The following is a 24,854-nucleotide window of genomic DNA, read 5'->3' on the forward strand; positions in this document are numbered from 1 at the left end:
AAATAAGAAAGGAAGGTTAGTGGAAAAATTTCCTAAATATACTTTTCTAAAGAGATACTCTCATGAGTGCTAATGCTGCTGCAGAATACACGAGCTATCTTGGTGGGGGAGATACCCTAAAATCCTGGTTAACAACACTTGATCATAAGCGTATAGCTGTACTCTATCTCATCTCTATTACGCTGTTCTTTCTTATTGGGGGAGTAGCTGCTGCCGTGATACGCCTAGAATTAGTAACCTACGCGGGGGATTTTGTTACGGCCGAAACCTATAACAAAACTTTCTCTCTCCATGGTATTGTCATGGTCTGGTTTTTCCTAATTCCTTCCATTCCAGCGACACTAGGTAATTTCCTTATTCCGCTGATGGTTGGCGCTCGGGATCTTGCTTTTCCCCGCTTGAACTTGGCGAGCTGGTATTTATATACGGTAGGGGGGATATTTACTATTGGTATGGTGATTGCCGGTGGCGTAGATACAGGATGGACCTTTTACACGCCATTTAGCACCATGTTCTCCAACACGTATGTTGTCGCGGCTGTTATTGGGGTGTTTATCGTTGGTTTTTCTACTATATTCACTGGCATAAATTTTATTGTAACCATTCATAAAATGCGAGCGCCAGGTTTAACCTGGTTTCGTTTGCCCATGTTCGTGTGGGCCAATTATGCTACCAGTGCCATCATGGTGCTGGCGACTCCCGTGCTGGCAATGACTCTTACCTTGGTGGCAGTTGAACGGATATTCCAGATAGGCATCTTTGATCCTGCGTTGGGGGGAGATCCTTTGTTATTTCAGCACCTGTTCTGGTTTTATTCCCATCCTGCTGTGTATATTATGGTTTTGCCTGCCATGGGAGTAGCGAGCGAGCTTATTGCTTGCTTTTCTAGAAACCCTATTTTTGGTTATCGCTTTATGGCTTACTCCGTAATGGCCATTGCGGTCCTTGGTTTTTTGGTTTGGGGTCATCACATGTTTGTGAGTGGCCAATCTGTTTATGCGGGCATGATGTTCTCGCTATTTAGTTTTGTGGTTGCTATTCCCTCGGCTATCAAAGTTTTTAATTGGACTGCTACCCTATACAAAGGATCTATCTCTTTTGAAGCGCCCATGCTTTATGCGCTAGGATTTGTATTCCTGTTTATGATTGGCGGTCTAACTGGAATCGTTGTGGCGGCTCTGGCCCTGGACGTTCACTTGACGGATACTTACTTCGTGATTGCCCACTTTCACTATATTATGGTGGGGGGATCGGTGATGGCGTATTTGGGAGGTATTCACTTCTGGTGGCCTAAAATGACCGGGAAAATGTATTCTGAAATGTGGGGTAGGGTTGCCGCTGTATTAATTTTCGTGGGCTTTAATGTAACATTCTTCCCGCAGTTTTTGCTGGGTTATTTAGGTATGCCAAGGCGTTATCATGAGTATCCGGAGGCACTAGAAGTGCTCAATGTAATCTCTTCAGGGGGAGCCGTAATTCTAACATTGGGTTACCTTCTACCCCTCGTGTATTTATTATGGTCATTGCGCTATGGGCGTATTGCCGGTGGGAATCCTTGGGAGGCAAAAGGATTAGAGTGGCAAACCTCCTCGCCACCTGCTAAACATAATTTTAAGGAAACCCCCGTCGTGACGGAGGAAGCCTATGCTTATTCGCCATATAAGGTTTAATTAAAGGGTAATGTCCGGCTTTTAACTCATGGTGTTTGATTAAAATTAAAATGAGCGACAAGCACACTGCTGTAGCAGAGCAATTTGATGATCCGGAGCAAGAATACCATGCAGCCACCCTCGGCATGTGGGTGTTCCTTGCAACTGAAGTCCTTTTTTTTGGCGTTTTGTTTGCTAGCTATGCGGTCAGCCGGTTTAATTATCCTGAAGCGTTTGCGGAAGCGAGCAGACACACGGATATCGTGCTCGGCACTATCAGCACTGGTGTGTTGTTAACGAGCGGTTTTACCATGGCGCTTGCGGTCCGCAGCGCAAAGTTGGGAAGAGATAAAGCAATCATAGGTTTCCTGGTTTTGACCATACTGCTGGCAATAGCGTTTCTTTTTATTGAAGGGACAGAGTATTACCAAGCCTATGGAGAGCAGCTTATTCCGGCCTTTAATTTTATGTATGAAGGCGCCCATGAAAAACCAGTAGAGCTTTTCTTCTTTCTTTATTTTTTGATGACGGGGATGCATGCCGTACATGTTACGATTGGCATTCTTATAATGGCGGCTATCGCCATCATGGCTGGACGCAGGCGGTTTACTAGTTATTATTATACGCCGGTTGAACTTACAGGGTTATATTGGGCCTTTGTGGATATTGTTTGGATTTTTCTTTATCCACTTTTCTATTTGGTAGCGCGGACGTGAAGGGGCGAGATATCGCTTCATGGAAAACCCAGCTATGGGTATGGGTGATTTTAATTATCTTGCTTTTGGGAACTTTTGGCAGCGCCTATATTTCGTTGGGTCCGTTTAATCTTGTAATCAATATATTCATTGCCATAGGCCAGACGTTATTGGTACTAACCTTCTTTATGCATCTGAGATACCGTGACCATTTGGTAAGAATCTTTGCGGCGGCGGGATTTTTTTGGCTTCTCCTCCTTTTCGTCTTTACTCTGAGTGATTATATCACTCGCCTGGAGCCAGTTTCCGCCAATAAGCTTGTCTATGTTTATCCTGGTGTTAGTGCTAAGGAGCAGCCGGATCATCCTCCGCCATCATCACAAAAGCGGGTAGAAGCTTCCCCACAAGCGGCCCAGTTAAAATCTCAGCTGTCAAGGAAAGTAAATCTAAAGAGAGGTAAGAAAGTCTATCAGGAGACTTGTTTTGCATGTCATGGAACGGGGGCTTTAGGTGCCCCCAAAAAAGGAGATAAAGCAGCTTGGAGTAAGCGTGCTACGCAAGGGCTGGAAACCTTAGTTACCCATGCTATGAATGGTTACAAAGCGATGCCCCCTAAAGGAGGGAATCAGAAATTAAACGTTAACGAGATACGGAGTGGGGTTGTTTATATGCTAACTGAATCTGAGGTTGTATTAGGGCAGAAGAAATAAAAGCTCATAAAAAATAGGGACGCATCATTACCTACCTATATAACACCTGTGGTGGGAGAGGTATAGGCAGGCTTAACTTCTTTACCCCCTACAAAATATTGATGGAAAAACATTTTGTAAATATAAGTTCGTGCGGTATTCAGGGCTAGCATAGATTAGAGAGTGATTGCAGCTGGCAAGGGACAGCGGAGATTCCGCCAAAAATTTTACCCCCGCTTCAAAAAACTGAAGCGGGGGTAAAGGTCCTAAAGCATAAAAAGAAGAGCTCTAGTAAGAATGATGATTAGGGTTTGAGGCGCTATCGTAATGATTTTTTTGAGCTAAAATCTCCTCGGCAGCGTTACCGTTCTCCGCAACCGGGGCAGTTTCTACACGTGCTACCCAAGCTTGTAAGGTTTTATCTGTGGTAGTGAGGATTTGTTGTGGAAATAGACCAAGGAGTAATGCCAACGAAACCATGGTGCCGGCTATCCAGTATTCCCGTGAACGCAAATCTACGGTCTCTTTTACCGTAGCGCGGGTAACGGGACCAAGGAATGCCTTCTGATAAAAAACTAGATAGTAAGCAGCGCTTAGAATGATGCCTAGCAGCACGGCTAGTCCCATTCCTATATGGGCTTTGAATGCGCCGATCACGATTAGGTGTTCAGCGGCAAAACCATTGGTACCAGGCACACCAATACTTGCCAAGCCAAGAATAAAAAATAACGATGCTAAAATAGGCATGGGACGTGCCGCGCCGCCTAACGCAGTCAATTCAGTCGAGCCTAGTCTGTACTGGAGAAATCCTGCTATAAGGAAAATACCGCTGGCTACGATGCCAAAATTGAAGAGCTGAAACACTGCCCCTTGGATACCTTGGATATTGAAAGCAGCCGCGCCAATTAGCACGAAGCCTGCATGGCTGATACTAGAATAAGCAAGCATACGGCGTAGATTTGTTTGTTTTAGGGCAATCAATGCCCCATAGATGGCGCCGATCGCGCCTAACAGCATCATTAGAACAAAATACTGGCTTGCGGCCTGGGGGGCCAGAGGTATGGCAAAGCGGATAATGCCAAATAAGCCTAGCTTTAGGCCTACGATGATGGCGGTGATGCTTGCCGGACCTTCCATCGCCATTGTCGGCAGCCAGACATGAAAGGGGAACAAAGGAGCCTTGATGGCAAAGCCGAAGAATAGTAATAAAAAAACTATTGATTGAGTCGCCAGAGGAATGGGGGTTTGCAGCAGTTCCATGTAGTTAAAGGAAAGCCCTGCTGGTGCGGCTATTCCTGTTTCATTGGCGTGATTCAGCCCTAGCAGGATAAACCCAAAGAGCAAGAGAATTCCGCCGGTCAGCATGAACAGTACATATTTGAGCGCGGCATAGCGGCGGTGGACGCCGATTCCCCATAGGCTGATAAGAAAAAATAAGGGAGGCAGCGTGAGTTCCCAAAATAAAAAAAATAAAGCGAGATCCAGAGTGCAATAGACGCCGATAGTAATGCCTTCCAGGAATAGCAGTAGGGCAAAATATAAGCTGGAGAGTGTTTTTATACTACGCCTGGAAGCTAATATCACAGCTACCGTGATCAGTGCGGTTAGTGGCACGAAGAGTACCGATAGCCCATCGACGCCTAGCAGATAATCGATATTCAGGGTCGGTATCCAGCTATGCTGCTCTACAAACTGCATGCCATCCTGGTTAGGATCGAATAGCCCTAGCAGGATAAGGGATAGCAGCAGCTCGGCAACCGCTACCCCTAGCGCCACAGATAAGATCCGGTGCTTATTACGGATGCGGAGCAGGCTAATGCCTGCCACCACGGGAAGAAAGATCAAAAGACTGAGAAGGGGGAAAGGGGATGTTTCCACGGTATATAATCCTACGGTTAATTCATAACTAGGGCGGTTTCAAAGCGCTGCGATAACGCGGTCAGAGAGCCGTCGACCATTTCAAGCCAGGGTCCCGTATAAAAGCCAATACCTGCCAAAACACTACAGACGGTGGCGGCTAATAGGATTTCAGGCACATCCAGCTTGATCTTCTTGGGCTGAAGCGCTCTTTCCCGACGTTGGGCCAGGAAGGCGCGTTGGAAAGCCCATAGAAGGAAGGCGGCGGCCGCCACAGTGCCTGAAGCTACGGCAACGGCGATGCTCCAATGATAGGTGGCTATCGCTCCTTCCAATATGAGATGGGCCGCATCAAAGCCAGGAGTACCGGGCATGGCCATGGTGCTAAGGGCCGCGATCAAGAAGGTAAAACCCAGCAAGGGAGTAGCATCGAACAAGCCGCCTAGGCGAGGTAGCAGTGTGGTACGAGTGCTGCGGTAGAATATCCCCATCACGAATAGCAACCCACTGGCGGCGACTCCAAAATTAATCGTCAGCAGGAGGCTCCCTTCCAGGCCCACTCTATTTAGACAGAAAACGCCGATGATGAGCAAACCAGTGTGGCTTACCACGGCAAAGGCCAGCAGGCGGCGCAGGTTAACTTGCAGCAAGGCCATGACCGCGCCATAGAAGGTGCCGATGATGGCGAGGGTTACGATGAAACTTTTCCATTCTTCTACGGCATCGGGCATGAGGGGCAAGATAAAACGCAGTAAGGCATAAAGGCCCACTTTAAGGCCGACCAGGAAAACGCCTAGAGTCGCCACCGGGCCATGCTGCGCGACGATGGGTATCCAAGCGTGAAAGGGGAATAACCCTAAGCGGGGAGCAATACCAAATAAAAATAGTACGAAGATAGGCGCTTGCGCCTTTGGGCTAAGCGGCGAGGCCAAAAGATCCGTGAGGGCAAACGACCAGCTTCCCGTCGCCTCAGCGTGGTACCAACCGAGGAGCAAGATGGCGATTAACAGCAACCCGATTCCTCCCACCATGTCTTGGAGGTAACGGGAAAGCGCCCAGTTTTTCTCTGGACCTTGGGTGGTTCCCCAGCGATGTAAAATAATCCCTGCTGGGACTAGTTCCAACGCCAGAAGCAGCCAAAATCCTAACAAGTTGATGCTCATGAATAATCCCATCAGCACTGCCTGAAAGGCAAAGATACTGGCCACATAAAAGCCTATGGGACGCTCATCGACAATCTCCGTGGAGACGGTTTTACAGTAAAGGATAAGCAGCAGAGTCAGCAGGGCGGTGAGGGCAACGAATAAAATACTGATACCGTCCACGCCCAGATGATAGAACAAAAAGGGAGGCAACAGCGAAACCCGTTCAACAAATTGGAGGTTAGCGGTACCGGTTTCGAAATGAGTCAGCAAATAGATTGCCAGACCTAGTTCTAAAGCGGCTGCAATAATACCTAATAGGACGGTTGAATTAGATTTAACGATTAAGGCGATGGTCATGGCCAGGAGCGGCAGCACGATCATTGTGCTCAGGATGGGGAAGCCTGCTTGCGCGGACCAACTTATTTCGGCAATCATTTCGAATCCTCTATTTATAATGCTGCAAGTAGCGCCGCGATGATTAAAGCGACTAAAAACCGTGGCTCGCTTAGCAGTGCTTCAAACCGGTTGAGGGCGCTACCTAGCTGGTGGCGGCCTACACGGACTATATCTTCGCCAATGCCCCGCAAAATTAGGCGGTCTTCAAACCAGTAAAAAAGATCGGCTAGCGCATAAATTAGCCGTCCTCCCAGGCCGCTGACTTGAATAACTTCTGGATCGGCTTGATAGTCCCTTCGCTCAGCTGATTCTGTTGGTGCTGTGGATGTTTTGGGTATAGGCAGACCTGCTGCCGAATCCACAATCCGGCTGTCGAAATAATGGAGATCACTACCAAGTCGCTGGATGGGTTTAACGGCAATCCAATCGCCTAAATTTTCTAACCAGAGGCGCTGCAATGAAGCCAGATAAAGCCAGCGCCGTTTCTCTAGAAAGTTGGGAACCGGGCGCGGCGGATTATCTTTAATCTGCTGCATAATAGAAGAAGAAGTGAGGAACTGATATCCTCGGAATACCGCGTGGGCGCATAGATGCCATAGCGCCAGATCCCAGAAACCTAGGCCCGCTTCGAGAAACATCAGGCCCACCTGGGCCGTGGTAGAGAAAATCAAGGCGCTTTTAGTATCCGTTTGGGTAAGCCCGCAGAAGAAACCGTAAATCGCCGTTAAAAGCCCTATGATCGCCATCAGCACCATGACTAGTGGAGCATGTTCAAATACCGGCTCCGATCTGAGAACTAGATAAATGCCCGCATGTACCATAACTGCCCCATAAAAAATGGCGCTGGAAGGCGTGGGCCCTACTATGGCCCGTGCCAACCATGGCGCCAAGGGTACCTGGGCGGATTTGGCAATGGCAGCTAAAAGAAAACAAAGGGCCAGCACCCGGGCTTCCCCGCGGGGCAGCTCGGCTGCATCGTTGGCGATATCGTTCCATTCGAAACTGCCAATCCAGAAAAAGGAAAAAAAGATAGCTGTTACAAAAGCGATATCGCCAATACGTGTAGTAATGAAGGCCCGGGTTGCGTTGTTAGCCGCGACCGTCCGGTCATAGGCGTAGGCAATTAGCAAATAGGAAGTAACGCCAGCGACTTCCCAGCCCACGAAGCTGAGCACGGCGTTACCACCGATCGCCAGTAATAGCATGGCGCCGGCAAACAGGGAAAGCACCAGGAAAAAGCGGTGAAATCCGGCTTCACGATGCATGTAGTTAATGGAAAAACGTATTACCATCACGGAGAGGATGATGCTCGTTGTAGCCATAGCGAGGCTGAGGTTATCAAAAATGAAACTAATATTGATGCGATAATTTCCGCTTTCAAACCAGGTTCCTAGAACAATATGCTCGGCAAGGAGGCCCTGCAGCTTCATGAAGATGGCTATCAGCACCGCTAATAGGGAGATACCACTAGCATACAAGGTGATGCGGGCGGTGAGGCGCTCGCTGGCCTCACCGGCAATGCGGCCCGATAATATGCCTATGCCGATAAAAAGGGCGGCCAAAAAAGGAGGCAGGACGATAAGTTCAGGCAGCATGATGGGTCTCCGTCTGTTTGGGTTCAACTAGCGCAGGTGGCCTAGGATCGCTATAACCGTCATACCAGTCCATGGAGCGCTCCACCACCGGCAAGGGTGAGGGTTCCCGATAGCTTTTCCAGGGAATAAATCCTTGCTTAGGATCGAACACCGAAATTTTGCCGGTTTTTGGGTGGATAGCTGCTAACAGCAGCCAACCGCCATCAATGAGCTGGCGCAAAGGTGGCAGCAACCAGCTACCTCCGGCGGGCTCTTGGGAAGAGGGTTGGCGCTTGTAGATAGCGGTCAGGGTTTCCGTGGTTGCTTCCACTACGGTTAGAACGCGCATGGGCTCATGAACATCAACCATTTGATAGGAACACCAGGTGCGTAAATCATCGTCAATACCCTGCATGACGCCAAATAGACCGGTTACGTTTTGGGCTACCTTTGAGCCACTACCAAATCCCTGGTTATTGGCGGCCGAAAAGTAATAATCCAGATTAATACCTACGCCTACCGGGCCAGCGTTCTTAAGGACGCCTTCAAGAATAGTGCCTTCTGCGTCATCAATAGTTGGATCATAAGAAAGCACGAAGCAGCGGCGGTCTAGAAATATCCCCCGGGTGACGGAACGGCGCCCGATAAGCGCCGAGGCAACCGTGGCATGGCCTAGCTCTGGCCGGGCCTGGCTGAAGTCCGTGCCACGTTCGGCAACATGTCTCCTGGCCTGCTGTAGACTAGGTTTACGGGGTGCCGAAGCCATGCGCCGACAACGTTCATGGGCTGACAGCAGGAGGGCCTGATCAACTTCGGCTTTCAATTTCTTCAGGGCGGGCGCGAAATTAGCGGGCACTTTATCCAGATCGAACCAGGGGAACGATTCGGAACAAGTATCATGTTCCGTGCCGATGAACCAGGTGTCGTCAGGAATGTGGATACCTTGTTCAGCGAGCCGTGCCCGTATTTCCGGCCGGTTAGCCATGGCCGCAAAAGCGCGGGCATTGGGTCCGCCATGGCGCCCGCCGGAGGCGCCGCAGTCATAAGAAGCTAGCTGGGGGTTATTTTCGCTCATGGAGCCATGCCCGGATAGCACCACCAGCGGCGCAAAGCCAGAGGTAAACCCGATAGCGCGTAGAAAGGCTGCTAATCGTTCAGCTTGCTCAGCATCGGTGAATCCTACACGTAGATTATCGGGTGTGGCTTCCGTGCCGTCGTCCGGTACAGTAAGTTTCAATTGGGTCGGTACGGGTGGCACAAGCGCAGCGGTAGCTTTGCGTTTTAGCGATGCTTGCTGGAAGGGAAAGAAAACCTTGCCTGCTAGCACAGCTAGCATTCCAGGGAAGAGGACATCGATTAATACCTTTGAAGTCAATAGGTCGCGGCGGGTTTTATTATGAAGTACGCGAAGTAGAAATTGCTTGAAGTTATAGAGGCGTTTATGGAGGCCGTACCGTTTTTTTGCTTCCGGACGAGGTTCTTCATGAAGTTCATTAACAGGGGTTACCACAACCGGACAATGGGGGGTGGTATCAGGGTAATCTAACCCGCGCCACTGAATGGGTACACCGAAAAAGCCTGGCGCCCCCAAGGTTTCAAGGTTAGGGTTGACTTCCTCTAAATGGCGGCGAATACCTTCCTCCCGGTCGTCGAAACAGAAGATCAGTTGTGCCTCTGGGCGTTCATTCCGGTTGGCCCAGCGGCCACGCCCATGATTCTGAGTCAGCGCAGCGAAATAATCCTCCCGGTAATGGTACTCATAAGCACAGAGCCAGATATACCCCCGTTCTGAGGTGGTCAATTCATCCAGGATGGCGAGCAGTTGTTCAGCCTCGCTGGAGGAAAGTTTGCCCACCTCATTTCCCGGCAGACCTAGATGCTGTGCTAGGCAGAATAAACGCCAGACATGAGAATGCACGGTTTGACGTTTTGTCCTTTCCGCCGAAGGATTGTGCTTCCAGTTATGAATCATATTGGAGACCGTGCGCCAATTTTCCCGATCCTTTTGGGCAGTTCTGGGCAGAGCTATCAGTTCTTGTGCTCTGATGGCCAAATATTCTGGGAGCGTGTTTGAAAATAGCGCATACCGCCCAGAGAACTCCCAAAGGTAATTCTCGAAGTAAGTTTTGAGTTCCTCTAGATTACCGGCGATACCCCAGGTGTTTTGGGTAACCTGTTCAATATGAATCACATCCAAGAAGAGGCGGATAGCCAGATAATCCATAAGCGAAGTAGGGGCCTTCCGATTCGGCTTATATTTGGGCCGATGGTGGCGCCAGTTAATAAGACCGGACCAGCCTGGAAGTTCCACAGCTATCCGTTTCAGGTAACCTTCCCAACGGGATTCTGGGATTTTCAATCGCTCAAGGCAGGCAATAACGGCATCTACTGAGTGCTCTGGTAACTCGGCATGGAACGACTGCCAATCCGGTAGCCTAGCCAAGTCTAGTCCGAGTTCAGCGAAGGGGCACTTTCGCCATGCGGCATAGAGCCCTTGCCCTCGCTCCGGTAGACTCCAGGCTGTGAAGCCTTCATCAAGATGGGAAGCACAGAAGCGAATCAAGATGGGACGAACCTGATCTAAAAGATCCTCACCAGTCAGTGCTTGTAATAGACCACGCAGGGAGAGTTCCTCACCTACCTTATCGACTAGATGATGAAGATCTTTTCGTGCTTCAGCAAGCATTTCTTCTTGGGGGATAAGCGTGGGTTGGCTTGTGCGGAATTTACTCTGTTTACCTTCGGCCTGGCTGCGGGAAAATTCTTCTAGGTCTACCAGTTCCCCTAACTCTTCCGAATGCAGATTAGGATTTTCTAACTGGAAAACCCTTAAACATGCTTCCCATAGATCTCGGATGGCCTGGCTTTCCGTACGGCGGTTTTGATCTGTCTCTTGGGTAGCGTTAAGCAGTGTGTCGCGGGCAGATTTTGGCACGCCGTTCTGAAAACGCTCCAGAGCATCATATTCCTTGATTTGCCAACGAAAACGGCTGGGAGAAAGAGGGTTAATGTCCTGGATTAGGCTGATACGCCAAATGTCCTGTTTATTGATAGGACGGCCACTAACTTTCAGTACAATTTCGCGATTACGGCCATGGGTATTGTTTGCTAGGGATTCGTTAAGGTCAGCATCGTCAATACGGCCCCGGGCATAATGCTTACGGAAGTCTTCTTCAGGCAAGTAACCTCGGATGCCAGTCAGCTCAAAGTGAGCCGCCATGGCTTCGGCGAAGGAGATATGGTGGTAGCCCTGCATGGTGTTTAAGTGCATGAAGTCATACAGGGGGGCTGCGCATGGCAGCACGAGTTCTAACTTGTCTACCGCGGTAGTCAGTTTTTCTCGGTTATCTAAGGGCGATTCCGCCTGTTCGGCGTGGTGTGCGCTCATGAGATTCTCCTAAATTCTATATGGAAGTCTATTAAGGGAAACCGGCACTGAGACTGATGACGTAAGCCCCAAATAATTCTAGGGCGGAGGCTGGCATCAGGCCTAAGGCGATAATACCGAAAGCCAACACCCCAGCGGAGGCGAGCTCCGTGCCATGCAGGTCCTTCAAAGCGCGCATTTCAGGTCGAACCGGGCCGGTAAATAAACGAACGATAGTCCGCATGGCATAGGCAGCGCTGATGACTACACCGAGACTAACTAGCAGTACCCACCAACCCCAGCGTTCGAAGCTGCCGATGAGCGCATGAAGTTCAGCCGGAAATCCAACAAGGCCGGGTAAGCCTATCGAAGCCAGCAAGGCTAACGTGGTAAACAGGGCAAATTTAGGCATCACTTGGACCAGCGAACTGTAATCGGCGACCTCACGGCTGTGAGTTCGATCGTAGAGTAGGCCGATTAGCAGAAACAGGGAGCCGGCCACCAAGCCATGGGCGATCATCTGCATGGTTGCGCCCAAAAAACCCGCTTCATTGAGGGCGGAGATACCCAGAATAACAATCCCCATATGGCTAATCGAGGAATAGGCGATCATGGCTTTGAGATCGCTCTGGCGCCAGGCTAGTAACCCTCCATAGACGATACTAAACAGTGCTAGTCCAGCTAATAAAGGCTGAAGGGCGAGGGCTGCGTCCGGCAGCATTCCGATAGCGCGAATAAGGCCATAGGCCCCCATTTTTAGCAATATGCCAGACAGCAGAATACTCACGGGGCTTGGTGCCTCCACATGGGCTAAAGGGAGCCAGCCATGGAGGGGAAAGATAGGGACCTTAACTCCAAAGCCAATTAACAGCCCTAGAAATACCAGTATTTGCTTATCCAGGGGCATTTGGGAGGCGGCCTGGGTCATGGCGGCGATGGTAGTAGAGTGCTCGCTGGATGAAGTGTAAATTATCAGTAGGCTGACCAGCATGAATACGGAGCCACCCATGGTGTAGAGCACGAAGTTCAAGCTAGCCATCTGCCGGCGTTTGCCGCCCCACTGATCGATGAGAAAGAACATTGGGATTAGGGTCAGTTCCCAGAAAACGTAAAATAGCGCCCAGTCTTCGGCCATGAACACGCCCAGCACGCCGCATTCCAGCACTAACATGGCAATATTGTAGCCCTTGGGGCGATCAGTCATGTTATAAGAGGCCAAAATGGCAATGAACGAGAGCAGTGTTGCCAGCAGTACCATGGGCAAGGCGAGGCCATCCATGGCTAAAGCATAGTGACTCCCCAGCTCTGGATTCCAGGGTTTCAGTTCCACAAGTTGAAACTCGGGACTACTGGCATCAAAGACTAACAATAGGGAAAAACTAAGGATAAGCACGAGCGCTGATACCCCCACCGTAGTACGGCGTATTAAGAGAGATTTATGGGGGGGCATGAATGCGATGATTAGTGCGCCGATAACCGGCGTAATTAGAATTAGGCTAAGAAATCCCATTGTCTCAATTCTTATTTGTGTGGCTAGGATAGACAGGCGTATGCAGATTCGACTTTATAGAGTTAGGACTATTACACATAGGGCATGCCCCTTTAAAGATATATTTTGAGTTAAAACGATATTGCGGAAGTATCTTTAACAAAGAATACTTTAAGCAAATTTTATGCCTATCATTTATTTGATAATAATAATTTGCTGAACTATAAAAGAAAATAAGGAACTAATGCCAAATTTTCGAGACTAAGGATCAAAAAAATGGTTTATTTAAACCATTGATATGGTTTATTTCAACCGATAAAAAAAACAGAGGGTGATTTGCCCCATTTCATGGCCAGGTATATTCTTTTTTAGCGGAGTCCTTTGCCCTCAGTGAGAGGGCTTCAGTCACGCTATAAACTTTAGAAATTTCAGGTTGAATGTGGATGAAAAATTTTTCACAGGCGTGTGAAAATAATAAAAAGCCGATTTTAGAGATATTAAAAATCGTGCTTAAAGGGCCTGGTGAGGTATTAGAAATCGGAAGCGGCTCGGGTCAGCATGTGCTGTATTTTGGGGAGCATCTCCCCCACTTGAACTGGCAGCCGACCGAGCTACCGGCTGGGATAAGTGCATTGCGGGATAATTTAAGCGCAGCCCCCCTTGAGAACATTCTGATGCCGAGGGTACTCGATGTTTGCCAGTACCCCTGGCCCATAAGCTCTGTCGCTAGCATCTTTACTGCTAATACTTTACACATAATGGCTTGGCCTGATGTTCGGCATTTTTTCAAGGGTGTCGGGCGGGTACTTAATCCAAATGGCTTGCTATGCATTTACGGGCCATTTCGCTATAGTGGGAACTACACTAGCGAGAGCAACGCCTATTTCGATAGGTGGTTGAAAGAGCGAAATCCTGCAAGTGGTATCCGAAATTTTGAAGACGTCAACTTTCTTGCCCAGGAGCAGGGATTAGAACTACTTCATGATTATTCGATGCCGGCTAATAATCAATTAATAATCTGGGAATTAAGACATTCATTGATGAAAAATCTACCAGCATGTTAACCATGCTTGGTATTTACGCTGTGATAGACAGAGAGAGTATGCTTTAAATAAGGTTAAGACTCCTCGCGATATAATTTTTGAGCTGAGGAAGGGCATCCTTGCCTATAGTGGGGAATAGCCTTAAGCTTTTACAGTATTGGGTTTAGCATTCGAAATAGACAGGATCGAAGGCGATATGGCGGAGAATAAGGCGCAGACCATTGAAGATATCGAGGCTCAAGAAACCCGGGAATGGTTGGAGTCTCTGGATTATGTCTTGCAGCAAGGCGGCCCCCAACGTACGGTACGGCTGCTGGATCGTTTGCGGCTTCATGCCCAAAAAGCAGGGGTAAGCCTGCCTTATCCGGCCAACACGCCTTATATTAATACCATTCCGGTGGAGCAAGAGACTTCTTTTCCTGGCAGTCAGGAAATCGAGCGGCGTATTCGGAGTTTGGTGCGCTGGAATGCCATGGCCATGGTAGTGCGGGCTAACCGGGAAGAAGAGGGGATTGGTGGCCATATTTCCACCTTCTCTTCAGCGGCTACCCTCTATGAAATTGGTTTTAACCATTTTTTCCGAGCCAGAAATGAAGAGCAAGAGGCCGACATTGTTTATTTTCAAGGCCACGCCTCGCCGGGTCCCTACGCTCGCGCTTTTCTTGAAGGCCGTTTATCCGAGCAGCAGCTGGAAAACTTTCGCCGGGAGTTGAAACCGGAAGGAGGCTTGCCATCCTATCCCCATCCTTGGCTCATGCCTGATTTTTGGGAATTCCCCACGGTCTCTATGGGACTTGGTCCCATTATGGCTATTTATCAAGCCCGGTTTAACAGTTATTTAGAGGACCGGGGGCTGAAAAAACCCTCCGGACAGAAAGTTTGGGCCTTTATTGGGGATGGGGAAACCGATGAGCCGGAAACGTTGGGGGCGATTAGTCTGGCCGTCCGGGAACGTTTAGATAATCTTATTTTTGTCGTCAACTGCAATCTCCAGCGGCTCGATGGCCCGGTGCGGGGCAACGGAAAGATCATCCAGGAGTTGGAAGCTATTTTTCGAGGTGCCGGCTGGAACGTTATTAAAGTGATTTGGGGTCGAGATTGGGACCCGTTGCTGGCCAAAGACTATGAAGGCGTGCTGGTCCGGCGGATGGAACAGGCCGTCGATGGAGATTATCAAAAGTACGCTGTTGAATCCGGGAGCTATATTCGCAAACATTTCTTTGGCACGGATCCTCGCCTTCAGGAGATGGTCAAACACCTTTCGGACGAGCAATTACGCCGCCTGCGCACGGGAGGGCATGATCCAGAGAAAGTCTATGCGGCTTATAAAGCGGCGGTAGAGCATCAGGGTTCACCGACCGTCATTTTGGCTCGAACCATTAAAGGCTATGGCTTGGGTGAGGCGGGTGAGGGAAAAAATATTACCCACCAGCAAAAGAAATTAAATGAGCAGGAACTTCGTGATTTCCGGACTCGCTTCGGCATTCCTATTTCTGATAACCAGGTAGCTCAGGCACCTTTTTATAAACCGCCGGAAGAGAGTCCGGAATTTAAATATCTGCATGAGCGCCGCCAGGCTCTAGGCGGTTATCTACCGGCGCGGCAGGTGCGCGATGAGTCCCTGCAAGTGCCTTCCGAGGAGTTTTTCGCTGAATTCCATGCCGGCACCGGTGAGCGGACCATGGCAACCACCATGGCTTATGTCAGAGTGCTGACCAAATTACTCCGCGACCCTGAAATCGGCAAGCTCATTGTCCCTATTATCCCCGATGAGGCGCGCACCTTTGGCATGGAATCCCTTTTCCGCCAGGTGGGAATTTACTCCCACGTGGGCCAGCTTTATGAGCCAGTGGATAGTTCCACCTTGCTCTATTATAAAGAAGCCACTGATGGGCAGATTCTGGAAGAGGGAATTACCGAGGCGGGTTCTATGTCCTCCTTTATTGCCGCGGGTACGGCCTATGCCACCCATGGAATCAGCACCATTCCTTTTTTCACTTTCTATTCCATGTTTGGCTTTCAGCGCATTGGGGATCTCATTTGGGCGGCCGGGGATATGCGCTGCCGGGGCTTCCTGGTGGGGGCAACAGCGGGCCGCACCACGCTTGCCGGCGAAGGGCTTCAGCATCAGGATGGTCAAAGCCAAGTGCTGGCCTATTCTGTTCCTAACCTGAAGGTCTACGATCCCGCCTATGCTTATGAAATTGCGGTCATTATCCAGGATGGCATGCGCCGTATGTATCAACAGCAGGAGGATATTTTCTATTATCTAACGGTGACCAACGAGCTCTACCCCATGCCAGAGATGCCTGACGGGGTTCGGGAAGGCATTTTAAAGGGCATGTACCGGCTGAAAACCACCGCGAACCCGGATGCGAAGCTGAGGGCGCAGCTTTTTGGCAGTGGCGCTATTTTAAATGAAGTCCTTAAGGCCCAGGCGTTGCTGGAAGATTATCAGGTGGCGGCAGATATTTGGAGCATTACCAGCTATAAGGAGCTTTACTTGGACGGTCATTCCGTAGAGCGCTGGAATATGTTGCATCCGCTGGAATCGCCCCGGGTGCCGTATGTGAAACAATGCTTAGAAGAAGCCCCGGGGGTTTTTGTGGCCGCTTCCGACTACTTAAAGGTATTACCGGACTCAATTTACCGTTGGTTTCCTAGGCCGGTGGTTGCCTTGGGGACGGATGGATTTGGCCGTAGTGACGGCCGCCGGGCGTTGCGCGATTTTTTTGAAGTCGATGCCCGGTTTATTACCCTGGCGACCCTGGCGGCGCTAGCCCGTGAAAAGAAGCTGGAGCCAGGGGTGGTCCAACAAGCGATTCAGGATCTGAAGATCGATCCAGAAAAAGTCAATCCCATGATTTCTTAAGAAGGATATTGTCCTGTGGCGCGTGAATTCAAGCTTCCGGAATTGGGCGAGAACATTGAATCTGGCGATGTGGCCAAAGTGCTGGTGTCTCCGGGAGATACCCTGGAAAAAGATCAGCCAGTATTAGAGCTTGAAACCGACAAGGCCGTGGTGGAGATCCCTTCAACGGCCAGCGGTAAAATTAAGGAGCTAAAGGTTAAAGCGGGAGATCAAGTAGCAATCGGCCAGGTTATTCTTACCTTGGAAGAAGGAGGAGAAGAGGCCCAGGAGGATGTCCCCGCTGCTAGAGAAGAGCCGAAGCCCGAACAGGAACACAAACCCCCTGAAAAAAGCGCGGCTGCAACAGGTCACCAGCAGCCGACAACAGATGTTTCTCCGATAGAGGCTCGTGGGGAGGGAGGAACGGAGCGAGAAAAAATTCCGGACTATGAGGCGACATCCTCGGCGCCTGCCCCGGCAACCCCGTCGGTACGCCGGCTGGCCCGGGAACTCGGCGTTGATATTCATGAGGTTGCAGGGTCTGGCCCGGGTGGGCGGATTTCTGGGGATGATGTCAAACATTATGTCCGTGCCTTGATATCACAACGGCCTGCCCCCTCGGCGTCGGCGGTGGTTTCTCGGGCGAGCCCTTCCCTCCCTTTGCCTTCGTTTGAAAAATGGGGTTCGGTGGAGCGGGAGCCCATGAGCAGGGTTCGCCGCAAGACAGCAGAGCAAATGAGCCAAGCCTGGACTATTCCCCATGTGACCCAGCATGATCAGGCGGATATCACCCGGCTTGAACAAGCCCGGAAGCGTTTTGCCAAGCGGGTAGAGCAAGCAGGCGGCAAGCTCACCCTGACCGCTATTGCCTTGAAGGTGGCTGCCGCTGCGCTACAAGCTTTTCCCCGCTTTAATACATCCATAGATGTGGACGCTAAAGAGTTGGTCTATAAACAGTATTGTCATATTGGCGTGGCGGTGGATGCGGAACATGGCCTGTTGGTACCTGTCATTAGGGAGGCCGATCAAAAAAACATCGCCCAATTAGCGGTAGAGCTGACGGAGCTTGCCGAGAAGGCAAGAAGCCGAAAAATCGGTCCCGAGGAAATGGCAGGAGGCTCTTTTACCATTACCAACTTGGGTGGTTTAGGCGGCTCTTATTTTACCCCCATTATTAATTGGCCGGAGGTCGCTATTTTGGGTCTCTCCCGAGCTAAAATGGCTCCTCTTTACATAGAAGGGGAATTTCAGCCCCGGCTGCTTCTGCCCCTCTCTCTGTCTTATGATCATCGGGTCATTGATGGCGCTGATGCAGTACGCTTTCTACGCTGGATTGTGGAGGCGCTAGAAGATCCTCTCCTGTTGTCCTTGGAGGGATAGAGTTATTTTGGTAGTTGGGCTAAGTGGAATCATTTATGAAACCAATAAGAGGAAATGGGCATGGCTAATGAAGCGGAATCGACGCAATTAGCCATTATCGGAGGCGGGCCAGGTGGCTATGCGGCCGCCTTTTTAGCCGCCGATTTGGGCCTGGAAGTCACCCTTATTGATGGGGAGCCTAATCCTGGGGGTGTTTGCCTCTATCGAGGCTGTATTCCATCAAAAGCTTTATTGCATGTGGCTAAGGTGATTAGCGAGTCGAAGGAAGCGGGCGCTTGGGGAATCCACTTTTCCGAGCCGGAAATTGAATTAGATAAACTTAGATCCTGGAAGGAACAGGTGGTGCGTAAACTGACGGGCGGGTTGGGGCAGCTCTCCCGGCAACGAAAAATCAACTATATCCAGGGGCAAGCCGGGTTTAAGGATGCCCGCACCCTAGAGATAAAGAAACAGGAAGGGAAGGCTCAATTACGGTTTCAAAATGCAATTTTGGCCACCGGTTCCTATCCGGCTTCCTTACCCCACCTTTCCCCGGATAGCCCCCGCTTGCTGGATTCCACTTCCGCTTTGGAAATTCAGGATATTCCCAAAACTTTGTTGGTCATTGGCGCCGGTTATATCGGTTTAGAGATGGCGACCGTTTATGCCAGCCTTGGCTCACAGGTCACAGTGGTTGAAATGACTGAAGGGTTGTTGCCGGGTGCGGATAGGGATTTGGCTTCGGTATTGGGCAAGCGCTTAGAGGGTGTTCTCCATAGCCTATTGTTCAAGACCAAAGTCACCCATATGGAGGAAGAGGCTAAAGGCATCCGGGTCCATTTAGAGGGGGCGGAGGAGGGCAAGCATCTCTTTGAAAAGGTGCTGGTTGCTGTGGGGCGTAAGCCTAATTCCGCTATCCCGGGGCTTGAGCGTACCCAGGTAGAACTTAATGATAAGGGTTTTATTCAAGTTAATGCCCAGCGCCAGACCACGGACTCGGCAATTTTCGCCATTGGGGATGTGGTGGGAGAACCGATGCTGGCCCATAAGGCTAGCCATGAAGGCCGGATCGCTGCGGAAGTCGTTGCTGGGCGGCGGGTTTTCTTTGAGCCCCGAACTATCCCTGCGGTGGTGTTTACCGATCCGGAAGTGGCCTGGTGTGGCCTGACGGAGACAGAGGCTAAAGCAGAGGGACAGGCTATTCAGGTTGCCCGTTTTCCTTGGGCTGCCTCTGGCCGGGCGGTTACCTTGGATCGCACCGATGGTTTGACTAAGCTTATTATCGATCCAGAGACGGAAAGAATTTTAGGGGCAGGCATTGTAGGGCCAGGGGCGGGAGAACTCATTGCTGAATTGGTCCTCGCCGTGGAGATGGCTGCGGTGGCTTCAGATATCAAACTCAGCATTCATCCCCACCCGACTCTTTCAGAGACCGTGATGGAAGCGGCGGAAGTATTTTTTGGCCAAAGTACCCACCTTTATCGTCCTGCTAAAAAGTGAGGTGTTTTTTACCTATTAATCTTTAAGATCTTGCACCAGTATCCAGCTATTATAAAGCAGATAGGAATTTTCTTAGAAAAAAAGCGGTCTAAGGAAAATATGTTAACGTATTTATTTGATTTTATATTTTTGATGCGAAATGCTCCAAGTAATTGACAGGGGAATAAGTGATCCCTCCTATCCTACGCCTTGATGTTACAGGGGACCCGACAACCTGGATTCCTTGGCAAGAGGCAGCAGCGCTTTATGTCAAAGAGAAGGTGACATGGACTGCGGGTAATACTATTTACCGAGTCCGGGGGGGAATTAGCCGATTAACAGGGCGGCAGTCCCATTTAGATCTAAATTCGATTATCGCTTGTGAGGGTAAGGTTACCCGATATAAATATGATCTGGTTCCTCCTCTGAATAATCGTGAACTATTCCATCGAGACCGCTATACTTGCCTCTATTGTATGGGTACGTTTCGGGACAGCCAGCTCACCCGTGATCATGTTGTTCCCCGCTGCCAAGGGGGGGATGATTCCTGGACTAACGTAGTGACCGCTTGCCGTAGCTGTAACCAGAGAAAGGATGGGCGCACGCCGGAGGAGGCGGAGATGACTCTCCTTGCCGTGCCCTATGTTCCGAACTATGCGGAATGGTTAGTACTCAAGAATCGCCGTATTCTGGAGGATCAAATGGAGTTTCTCAAATCCCGCTTTCGCCGTCGCGGAGAAGAGCTGTCCTTTTCCTAATATCAAAGCTGTAGCCATTCTCTATAGCTTACTAAGATGGCCTGATATTGAGGTAACCACTATGGCCGGGCGTCAACGGATACTCACTGTTCTCAATCAAGATGAGTTAGATTCTCAACCGGAGCCAGCACTGGAGCGCGGAGTATTTATTGCCAGAGAAACCAATGCAATTCTGGAGTTATTTGTCAGCGAATATCACCCCTCATTCTATACCCCCCTCATTGGTAAATCCTTGCATAATGAGTGGAAGCCTGAAACCTATATCCGCTTTGCGCTATCACAATTACAGGAAATTTCTGAAAGGCTGGCCCATCGGGAACAGTTAGACGTTTTGGCCGATGCTGCTTGGAATCGCCATCAATACGATGGGATTATGGGAAAAATATCTCGTATCAAACCGGATTTAATCATTAAGACTACTCGCCATGATAATCGGCTGAATCGAACGTTTTTTAATTACACTGACTGGCACCTTATCCGGAATTGCCCTTGCCCGCTCATGTTAGCAAAGGGCGAGGACAGCTGGGAGACGCGCGCTGTAGTGGCTTGTGTCGACCCGTCCCATCTTCATGGCCGTATGGAAGCCCTGGATAATTCGATAATTGAAATTGCGCAATGGCTCGCCTACCGCTTGAAGGGGGAATTGTATATTTTTCATGCGATTGACTTTATGCCTGAATCCGTATTTAGGCTTTGGCAGCCAGGCTCTAATTATAACACCTATAAAAAAGAAAGCCGTCAGGAACATGAAACACTTTTAAATGAATTATTGAAGCCTTATGGAATAGGTTCCCAGCGGATTCATATTCTTGAGGGTGGATCGGCGGAGACTTTGTTATCTTTTGCGCAAGAAACGAATGCTAGTCTCGTTGTCATGGGAGCGGTTTCCAAAGGTACACTGGGAAATTTGTTAATTGGTAATACCGCAGAAAAAGTATTAGATGCTTTGCGCTGCGATATATTGGTTGTCAAGTCTAATCCTCTTGAGGTTAAGGAGCTGAATGCTGAACTTGTTTTTAGCTGACGGCGTTTGATTCCTCTGAAGGGACGCCACTAGGTAGAATGAGAAAAGTGCCGCTAAAGATTAGGTAGTATAGATCTATGCTTGACTGGAAATTTTCCTCCACAGCCCCTAGGCTTATAGAATAAGTTCATATCGCTTATTTAGTATTTGACAGAACGGCTGAAGTTATTCGAGGGAGGATTTAACGTTTAGATTAACGATGTTTTGTTTGCCATAGTTTTTGCGAGGGGCACTTCACTTAAATTCCAGGTGAGCAGTTTGGATATCAGGGAGTTAACAATGAAAGCTCCTAAAAATCCTATTCACCAAATGAGTTAGGATATCCATTCAAGTGATAATTTTTCCTGCTTATGCTCCCATGGATTGCTCTTTTAAAAATATGCCGAAAATGCCTTCCCCGAAGGTTATAAATGTGAGTTTCAATTAAAGAATTTTTAAATTAATTTAATATGGTGAATTCCGCGCTTAGAAGGGTAAGAACATCACCGGCTTGGATAAGAAAACGATGGGTGCGCAACAGTGCTCTAGGGGTAGTAATTATTCTCCTTATCTATACCTTGGTTGGTTTTTTTCTTGTTCCCTATCTGCTAGAGAAACAACTAATCAATTACTTAAAAGAAAATCTGGGTGTAGAAGCAAAAGTTAAGGAAATCACGCTGAATCCCTATGCGTTGACTCTAGCGGTTAATAATTTTTCCTTTCACAAGTCGGGCCATCCTAAGCTGTTTGGTTTTAAGCAATTCTATGCCAATTTCGAGCTTTCAAGTATATTTCGTAAAGCGTGGGCCTTCCAAAAAATTAGTCTAACTAAGCCTTACCTGAGGCTGCAAATCAATAAAAATGGACAGGTTAATCTTGCGGAATTACTGCCCGCGGATGAAACGCCGGCGCTAAAAGAGCGTAAAAAAGAAGTACCGCTGACAAGCGATCAGATCCTTATAACTGGAGGAGATATCCATTTCATTGATTTGACTCAGCCTACTCCCTTTGAAAAAAAACTAGAAGCCATTAATGTGGATTTAAAGAAATTTAGCACCTTACCTGAGAATGATGGCAGTTATTCCTTTAAGGCCACCACCCAGGCGGGGGAAATCCTGCGCTGGAAGGGAGAGGTTACCTTAAGTCCTTTACATTCCAAGGGGACTTTTGAGCTTGTGGGAGGTAAAGCCCGTACACTCTGGAAGTATTTACGAGACCAAGTGGCTTTTGAAATTACCAGTGGCCGGATGGATGGGCGTGGGAATTACACCTTGGAGAGCCAGGAAAGGGGATTACAGATTATTTTGAAGGGCGTAACGTTTGCATTGACCCAGTTAGGTCTTAAGCCCAAAGAGGGTAATAGGGAAATCCTTACAGTGCCAAAGTTGGGGTTTTCCGGGGGGCAGTTACGGTGGCCGGAAAAAATCATTGGGGTTAAGTTTATCTACATGGGCGGAACTCAGGTACGGGCCTGGCTGAATAAGCAAGGCGCATTAAATTGGCAGAAATTATTCAAAAGTAAAAAAGCCGATAGAAAAATGACGGAATCAACCGCTAATTCTTCATCCTTAAGCTGGCGGGCGGCGATAAAAAAGATCAAGGTTGAAAACGTTAGCGCCAGCCTGCAAGATCGAACGATCGAACCACCAGCCACGTTAAATATTAGCGATTTAGGTTTACAGCTTATTGATGTCACTTCAGTACCCGGTTTGGCGTCTACTTTTAATTTGCAATTCCATCTTAACAAGCAAGGTCAGCTTTTAGCTCGAGGTCATGTCACGGCGTTGCCCCCGTCCGCTGATTTAGAAATCCACCTAGAATCCCTTTCCCTATTACCTTTCCAGCCCTATTTGAATCGTTTTCTTAAACTGAAGCTAATTTCAGGTAACCTGGAGGCTAAAGGAAATGTCGCCTACGCTCAAAGTAATGATGCTCCTAACTTCCAGTTTAAGGGCGATCTGGTTCTGCAAAAATTTGCCGCGGAGGATACTTTGCTAGATGAGCGTTTTCTAGGGTGGGAGAATTTAAAATTTGAGCGGGTATTGGTTGGGTTATTTCCTTCTCGGATTCATATCGATAACATAGCACTGGATGCTCCTTACGGAAAAGTGACGATTAACGAGAATAAGAAGATCAATATCAAAGAAGTATTAAGTCCCTTAGCAGGGAAGAAAGAAAGCCAGTCTGCAGACCCTTCCTCTACTTCCGCATCTAAGCCGCTTCCTATTGCTATTAATTCAATTCGAATTAAAAAAGGTTCGGCCAATTTTGCCGATCTAAGCGTGTCTCCGAAATTTTCCATGGGTATCCATTCGCTTCAGAGTGAAATTCAAAATCTATCCTCGATGGACCAAGGTAGATCTTCCATTTCTTTGGAGGGAACCGTGGAGTCCTATGGAGAAATGAGTATGACAGGAAAGAGCAATCTTTTTGCTCTAGAACGCGCCACCGAGTTCAGCGCCTTTGCCAGGAATATTGCTCTTCCTGAATTCACGCCTTATGCAACGGAATTTTTGGGATACCCGATAGAGAAGGGGAAATTATCCCTTGATCTCACCTATCGGATTAAAGAAGACCAAATCCAGGGTAAGAATGGGATTCTATTGAAAAATCTGGATCTAGGAAAAAAAGTTGAAAGTCCAAAAGCCATCGATGCGCCCATAAAGCTGGCAATTGGATTGCTTAAGGATTCTCAAGGAAAAATTGCTATTCAGGTGCCTATTGAAGGGAATTTGAATGCACCTAAGTTTAGCTATGGGCATCTTATCGGTGAGGCTTTAACGGGTGTTATTGGTAAGGTCATTTCCTCGCCGTTTAGACTGTTAGGAAGCCTAGTCGGCGCCAAAGAAGATGTAGATTTAGGATTTATTGAATTTAGACCTATGGGCAGCAAGTTGTTGCCTCCGGCTCAGGAGAAGCTTTTACAGTTGGCTAAGGCTTTAAAGAAGCGCCCGGAATTGCAGTTACAAATACAAGGCAGGTATGATCCTATCACGGACTCCAATTTTTGGAAAAAAGAAAAATTTGAAGTGATCCTGTCAGATCAACTTAAACAGCAAAGTGGTGCTTCGGACAAAGGCAAGAATGCCCTTGTTCGGCAACAAGCATTAGAGCAGCTTTATTTAAAGCAGTTTTCTATTAAGTCTCTTAATCAGCAGCGCGCTCAATATGGACTTCAACCGGTAAAGACAGGCGCAGGAAATGTTGAGCCGAATAATGCTTCTTCTCTAGAGAAGAAATTGTCTTCTTATCGGAAAGCACTTGAGAAAAAACTTATTGAAGCGCAGCCAGTCAGTAAAAATAAACTCCAGCAGTTAGGGCAGGAGCGGGCAAATGCCATTAAGGCATATCTGGTCAGCAAGGGAGGCATTCAGGAAAAACGTCTAGGGATACTTCAAGTCGAATCGACTCAATCACCAGCGAAAGATTTCGTTCGTTGCCAGCTTCATATCAGTAGCTAGAATTTAGGGATGGAAATTTAATAAAGCTTTAGGATTCCT

At 48.7% G+C, this 24,854-nt stretch carries 15 protein-coding genes and 1 pseudogene; 11 read left to right on the forward strand and 5 right to left on the reverse strand.

Features of this window, described 5'->3' with window-relative positions; genetic code table 11:
* Positions 1–62: 62 nt before the first annotated feature.
* Genes ctaD through NOC_RS06805 form a run of 3 tightly spaced genes read left to right on the forward strand, consistent with a single transcriptional unit; the run spans position 63 to position 3,054 of the window.
* On the forward strand, positions 63–1,670 hold the full coding sequence (gene ctaD / locus NOC_RS06795; protein ID WP_002810855.1) for a cytochrome c oxidase subunit I: 1,608 nt from the start codon (positions 63–65) through the stop codon (positions 1,668–1,670).
* Positions 1,671–1,720: 50 nt separating this feature from the next.
* Positions 1,721–2,365 (forward strand): cytochrome c oxidase subunit 3 family protein, encoded by a 645-nt coding sequence (locus NOC_RS06800; protein ID WP_011330601.1) that lies wholly within the window; start codon positions 1,721–1,723, stop codon positions 2,363–2,365.
* Complete coding sequence (locus NOC_RS06805) at positions 2,320–3,054, forward strand: c-type cytochrome (RefSeq protein ID WP_244860090.1); 735 nt, start codon at positions 2,320–2,322, stop codon at positions 3,052–3,054. The genes NOC_RS06800 and NOC_RS06805 overlap by 46 nt, the downstream gene beginning before the upstream one ends.
* Before the next feature lie 267 nt (positions 3,055–3,321).
* On the opposite strand, the gene NOC_RS06810 is transcribed toward NOC_RS06805, so the two are convergent.
* The 5 genes from NOC_RS06810 to NOC_RS06830 are packed head-to-tail and all read right to left on the reverse strand — an operon-like array spanning position 3,322 to position 12,882.
* Positions 3,322–4,911 carry a complex I subunit 4 family protein gene (locus NOC_RS06810; RefSeq protein WP_002808838.1) on the reverse strand — a complete coding sequence of 530 codons (1,590 nt, stop codon included), beginning with the start codon at positions 4,909–4,911 and terminating at the stop codon, positions 3,322–3,324.
* A gap of 17 nt (positions 4,912–4,928) precedes the next feature.
* Positions 4,929–6,470 (reverse strand): complex I subunit 4 family protein, encoded by a 1,542-nt coding sequence (locus tag NOC_RS06815; RefSeq protein WP_002810566.1) that lies wholly within the window; start codon positions 6,468–6,470, stop codon positions 4,929–4,931.
* 14 nt (positions 6,471–6,484) lie between these two features.
* A complete protein-coding gene (locus tag NOC_RS06820) occupies positions 6,485–8,026 on the reverse strand; it encodes an NADH-quinone oxidoreductase subunit 5 family protein (protein ID WP_002809077.1) in 1,542 nt (513 codons plus the stop codon).
* The gene (locus NOC_RS06825; RefSeq protein WP_011330603.1) at positions 8,016–11,393 is read right to left on the reverse strand and encodes a DUF2309 domain-containing protein; all 3,378 of its coding nucleotides are present in this window, start codon (positions 11,391–11,393) and stop codon (positions 8,016–8,018) included. Before NOC_RS06825 ends, NOC_RS06820 begins: the two co-directional genes overlap by 11 nt.
* Before the next feature lie 31 nt (positions 11,394–11,424).
* Positions 11,425–12,882 (reverse strand): complex I subunit 4 family protein, encoded by a 1,458-nt coding sequence (locus NOC_RS06830; RefSeq protein WP_002809941.1) that lies wholly within the window; start codon positions 12,880–12,882, stop codon positions 11,425–11,427.
* 416 nt (positions 12,883–13,298) lie between these two features.
* On the opposite strand from NOC_RS06830, the gene NOC_RS06835 reads away from it, so the two are divergent.
* The 8 genes and pseudogenes from NOC_RS06835 to NOC_RS06865 all read left to right on the forward strand — a co-directional run bounded on the left by NOC_RS06835 (position 13,299) and on the right by NOC_RS06865 (position 24,815).
* The gene (locus tag NOC_RS06835) at positions 13,299–13,925 is read left to right on the forward strand and encodes a DUF938 domain-containing protein (protein ID WP_002810879.1); all 627 of its coding nucleotides are present in this window, start codon (positions 13,299–13,301) and stop codon (positions 13,923–13,925) included.
* Between the two features lie 175 nt (positions 13,926–14,100).
* Positions 14,101–16,776, forward strand: coding sequence for a pyruvate dehydrogenase (acetyl-transferring), homodimeric type (aceE, locus tag NOC_RS06840; protein WP_002809021.1), 2,676 nt, complete (start codon positions 14,101–14,103; stop codon positions 16,774–16,776).
* A 15-nt stretch (positions 16,777–16,791) separates the two neighbouring features.
* Positions 16,792–18,135, forward strand: coding sequence for a 2-oxo acid dehydrogenase subunit E2 (locus NOC_RS06845; RefSeq protein WP_011330605.1), 1,344 nt, complete (start codon positions 16,792–16,794; stop codon positions 18,133–18,135).
* 60 nt (positions 18,136–18,195) lie between these two features.
* Positions 18,196–19,614 carry a dihydrolipoyl dehydrogenase gene (gene lpdA, locus NOC_RS06850; protein ID WP_011330606.1) on the forward strand — a complete coding sequence of 473 codons (1,419 nt, stop codon included), beginning with the start codon at positions 18,196–18,198 and terminating at the stop codon, positions 19,612–19,614.
* Between the two features lie 167 nt (positions 19,615–19,781).
* Positions 19,782–20,351 (forward strand): HNH endonuclease, encoded by a 570-nt coding sequence (locus tag NOC_RS06855; protein WP_002809758.1) that lies wholly within the window; start codon positions 19,782–19,784, stop codon positions 20,349–20,351.
* A gap of 61 nt (positions 20,352–20,412) precedes the next feature.
* Complete coding sequence (locus NOC_RS06860) at positions 20,413–21,375, forward strand: universal stress protein (RefSeq protein WP_002810990.1); 963 nt, start codon at positions 20,413–20,415, stop codon at positions 21,373–21,375.
* A 449-nt stretch (positions 21,376–21,824) separates the two neighbouring features.
* Positions 21,825–22,730, forward strand: a pseudogene (locus NOC_RS18125) (DUF748 domain-containing protein); the annotation flags it as partial.
* A gap of 72 nt (positions 22,731–22,802) precedes the next feature.
* Positions 22,803–24,815 (forward strand): DUF748 domain-containing protein, encoded by a 2,013-nt coding sequence (locus NOC_RS06865; protein ID WP_244860123.1) that lies wholly within the window; start codon positions 22,803–22,805, stop codon positions 24,813–24,815.
* Positions 24,816–24,854: the final 39 nt, after the last annotated feature.

It is taken from the genome of Nitrosococcus oceani ATCC 19707 (genome assembly GCF_000012805.1).
GTDB lineage: Bacteria > Pseudomonadota > Gammaproteobacteria > Nitrosococcales > Nitrosococcaceae > Nitrosococcus > Nitrosococcus oceani.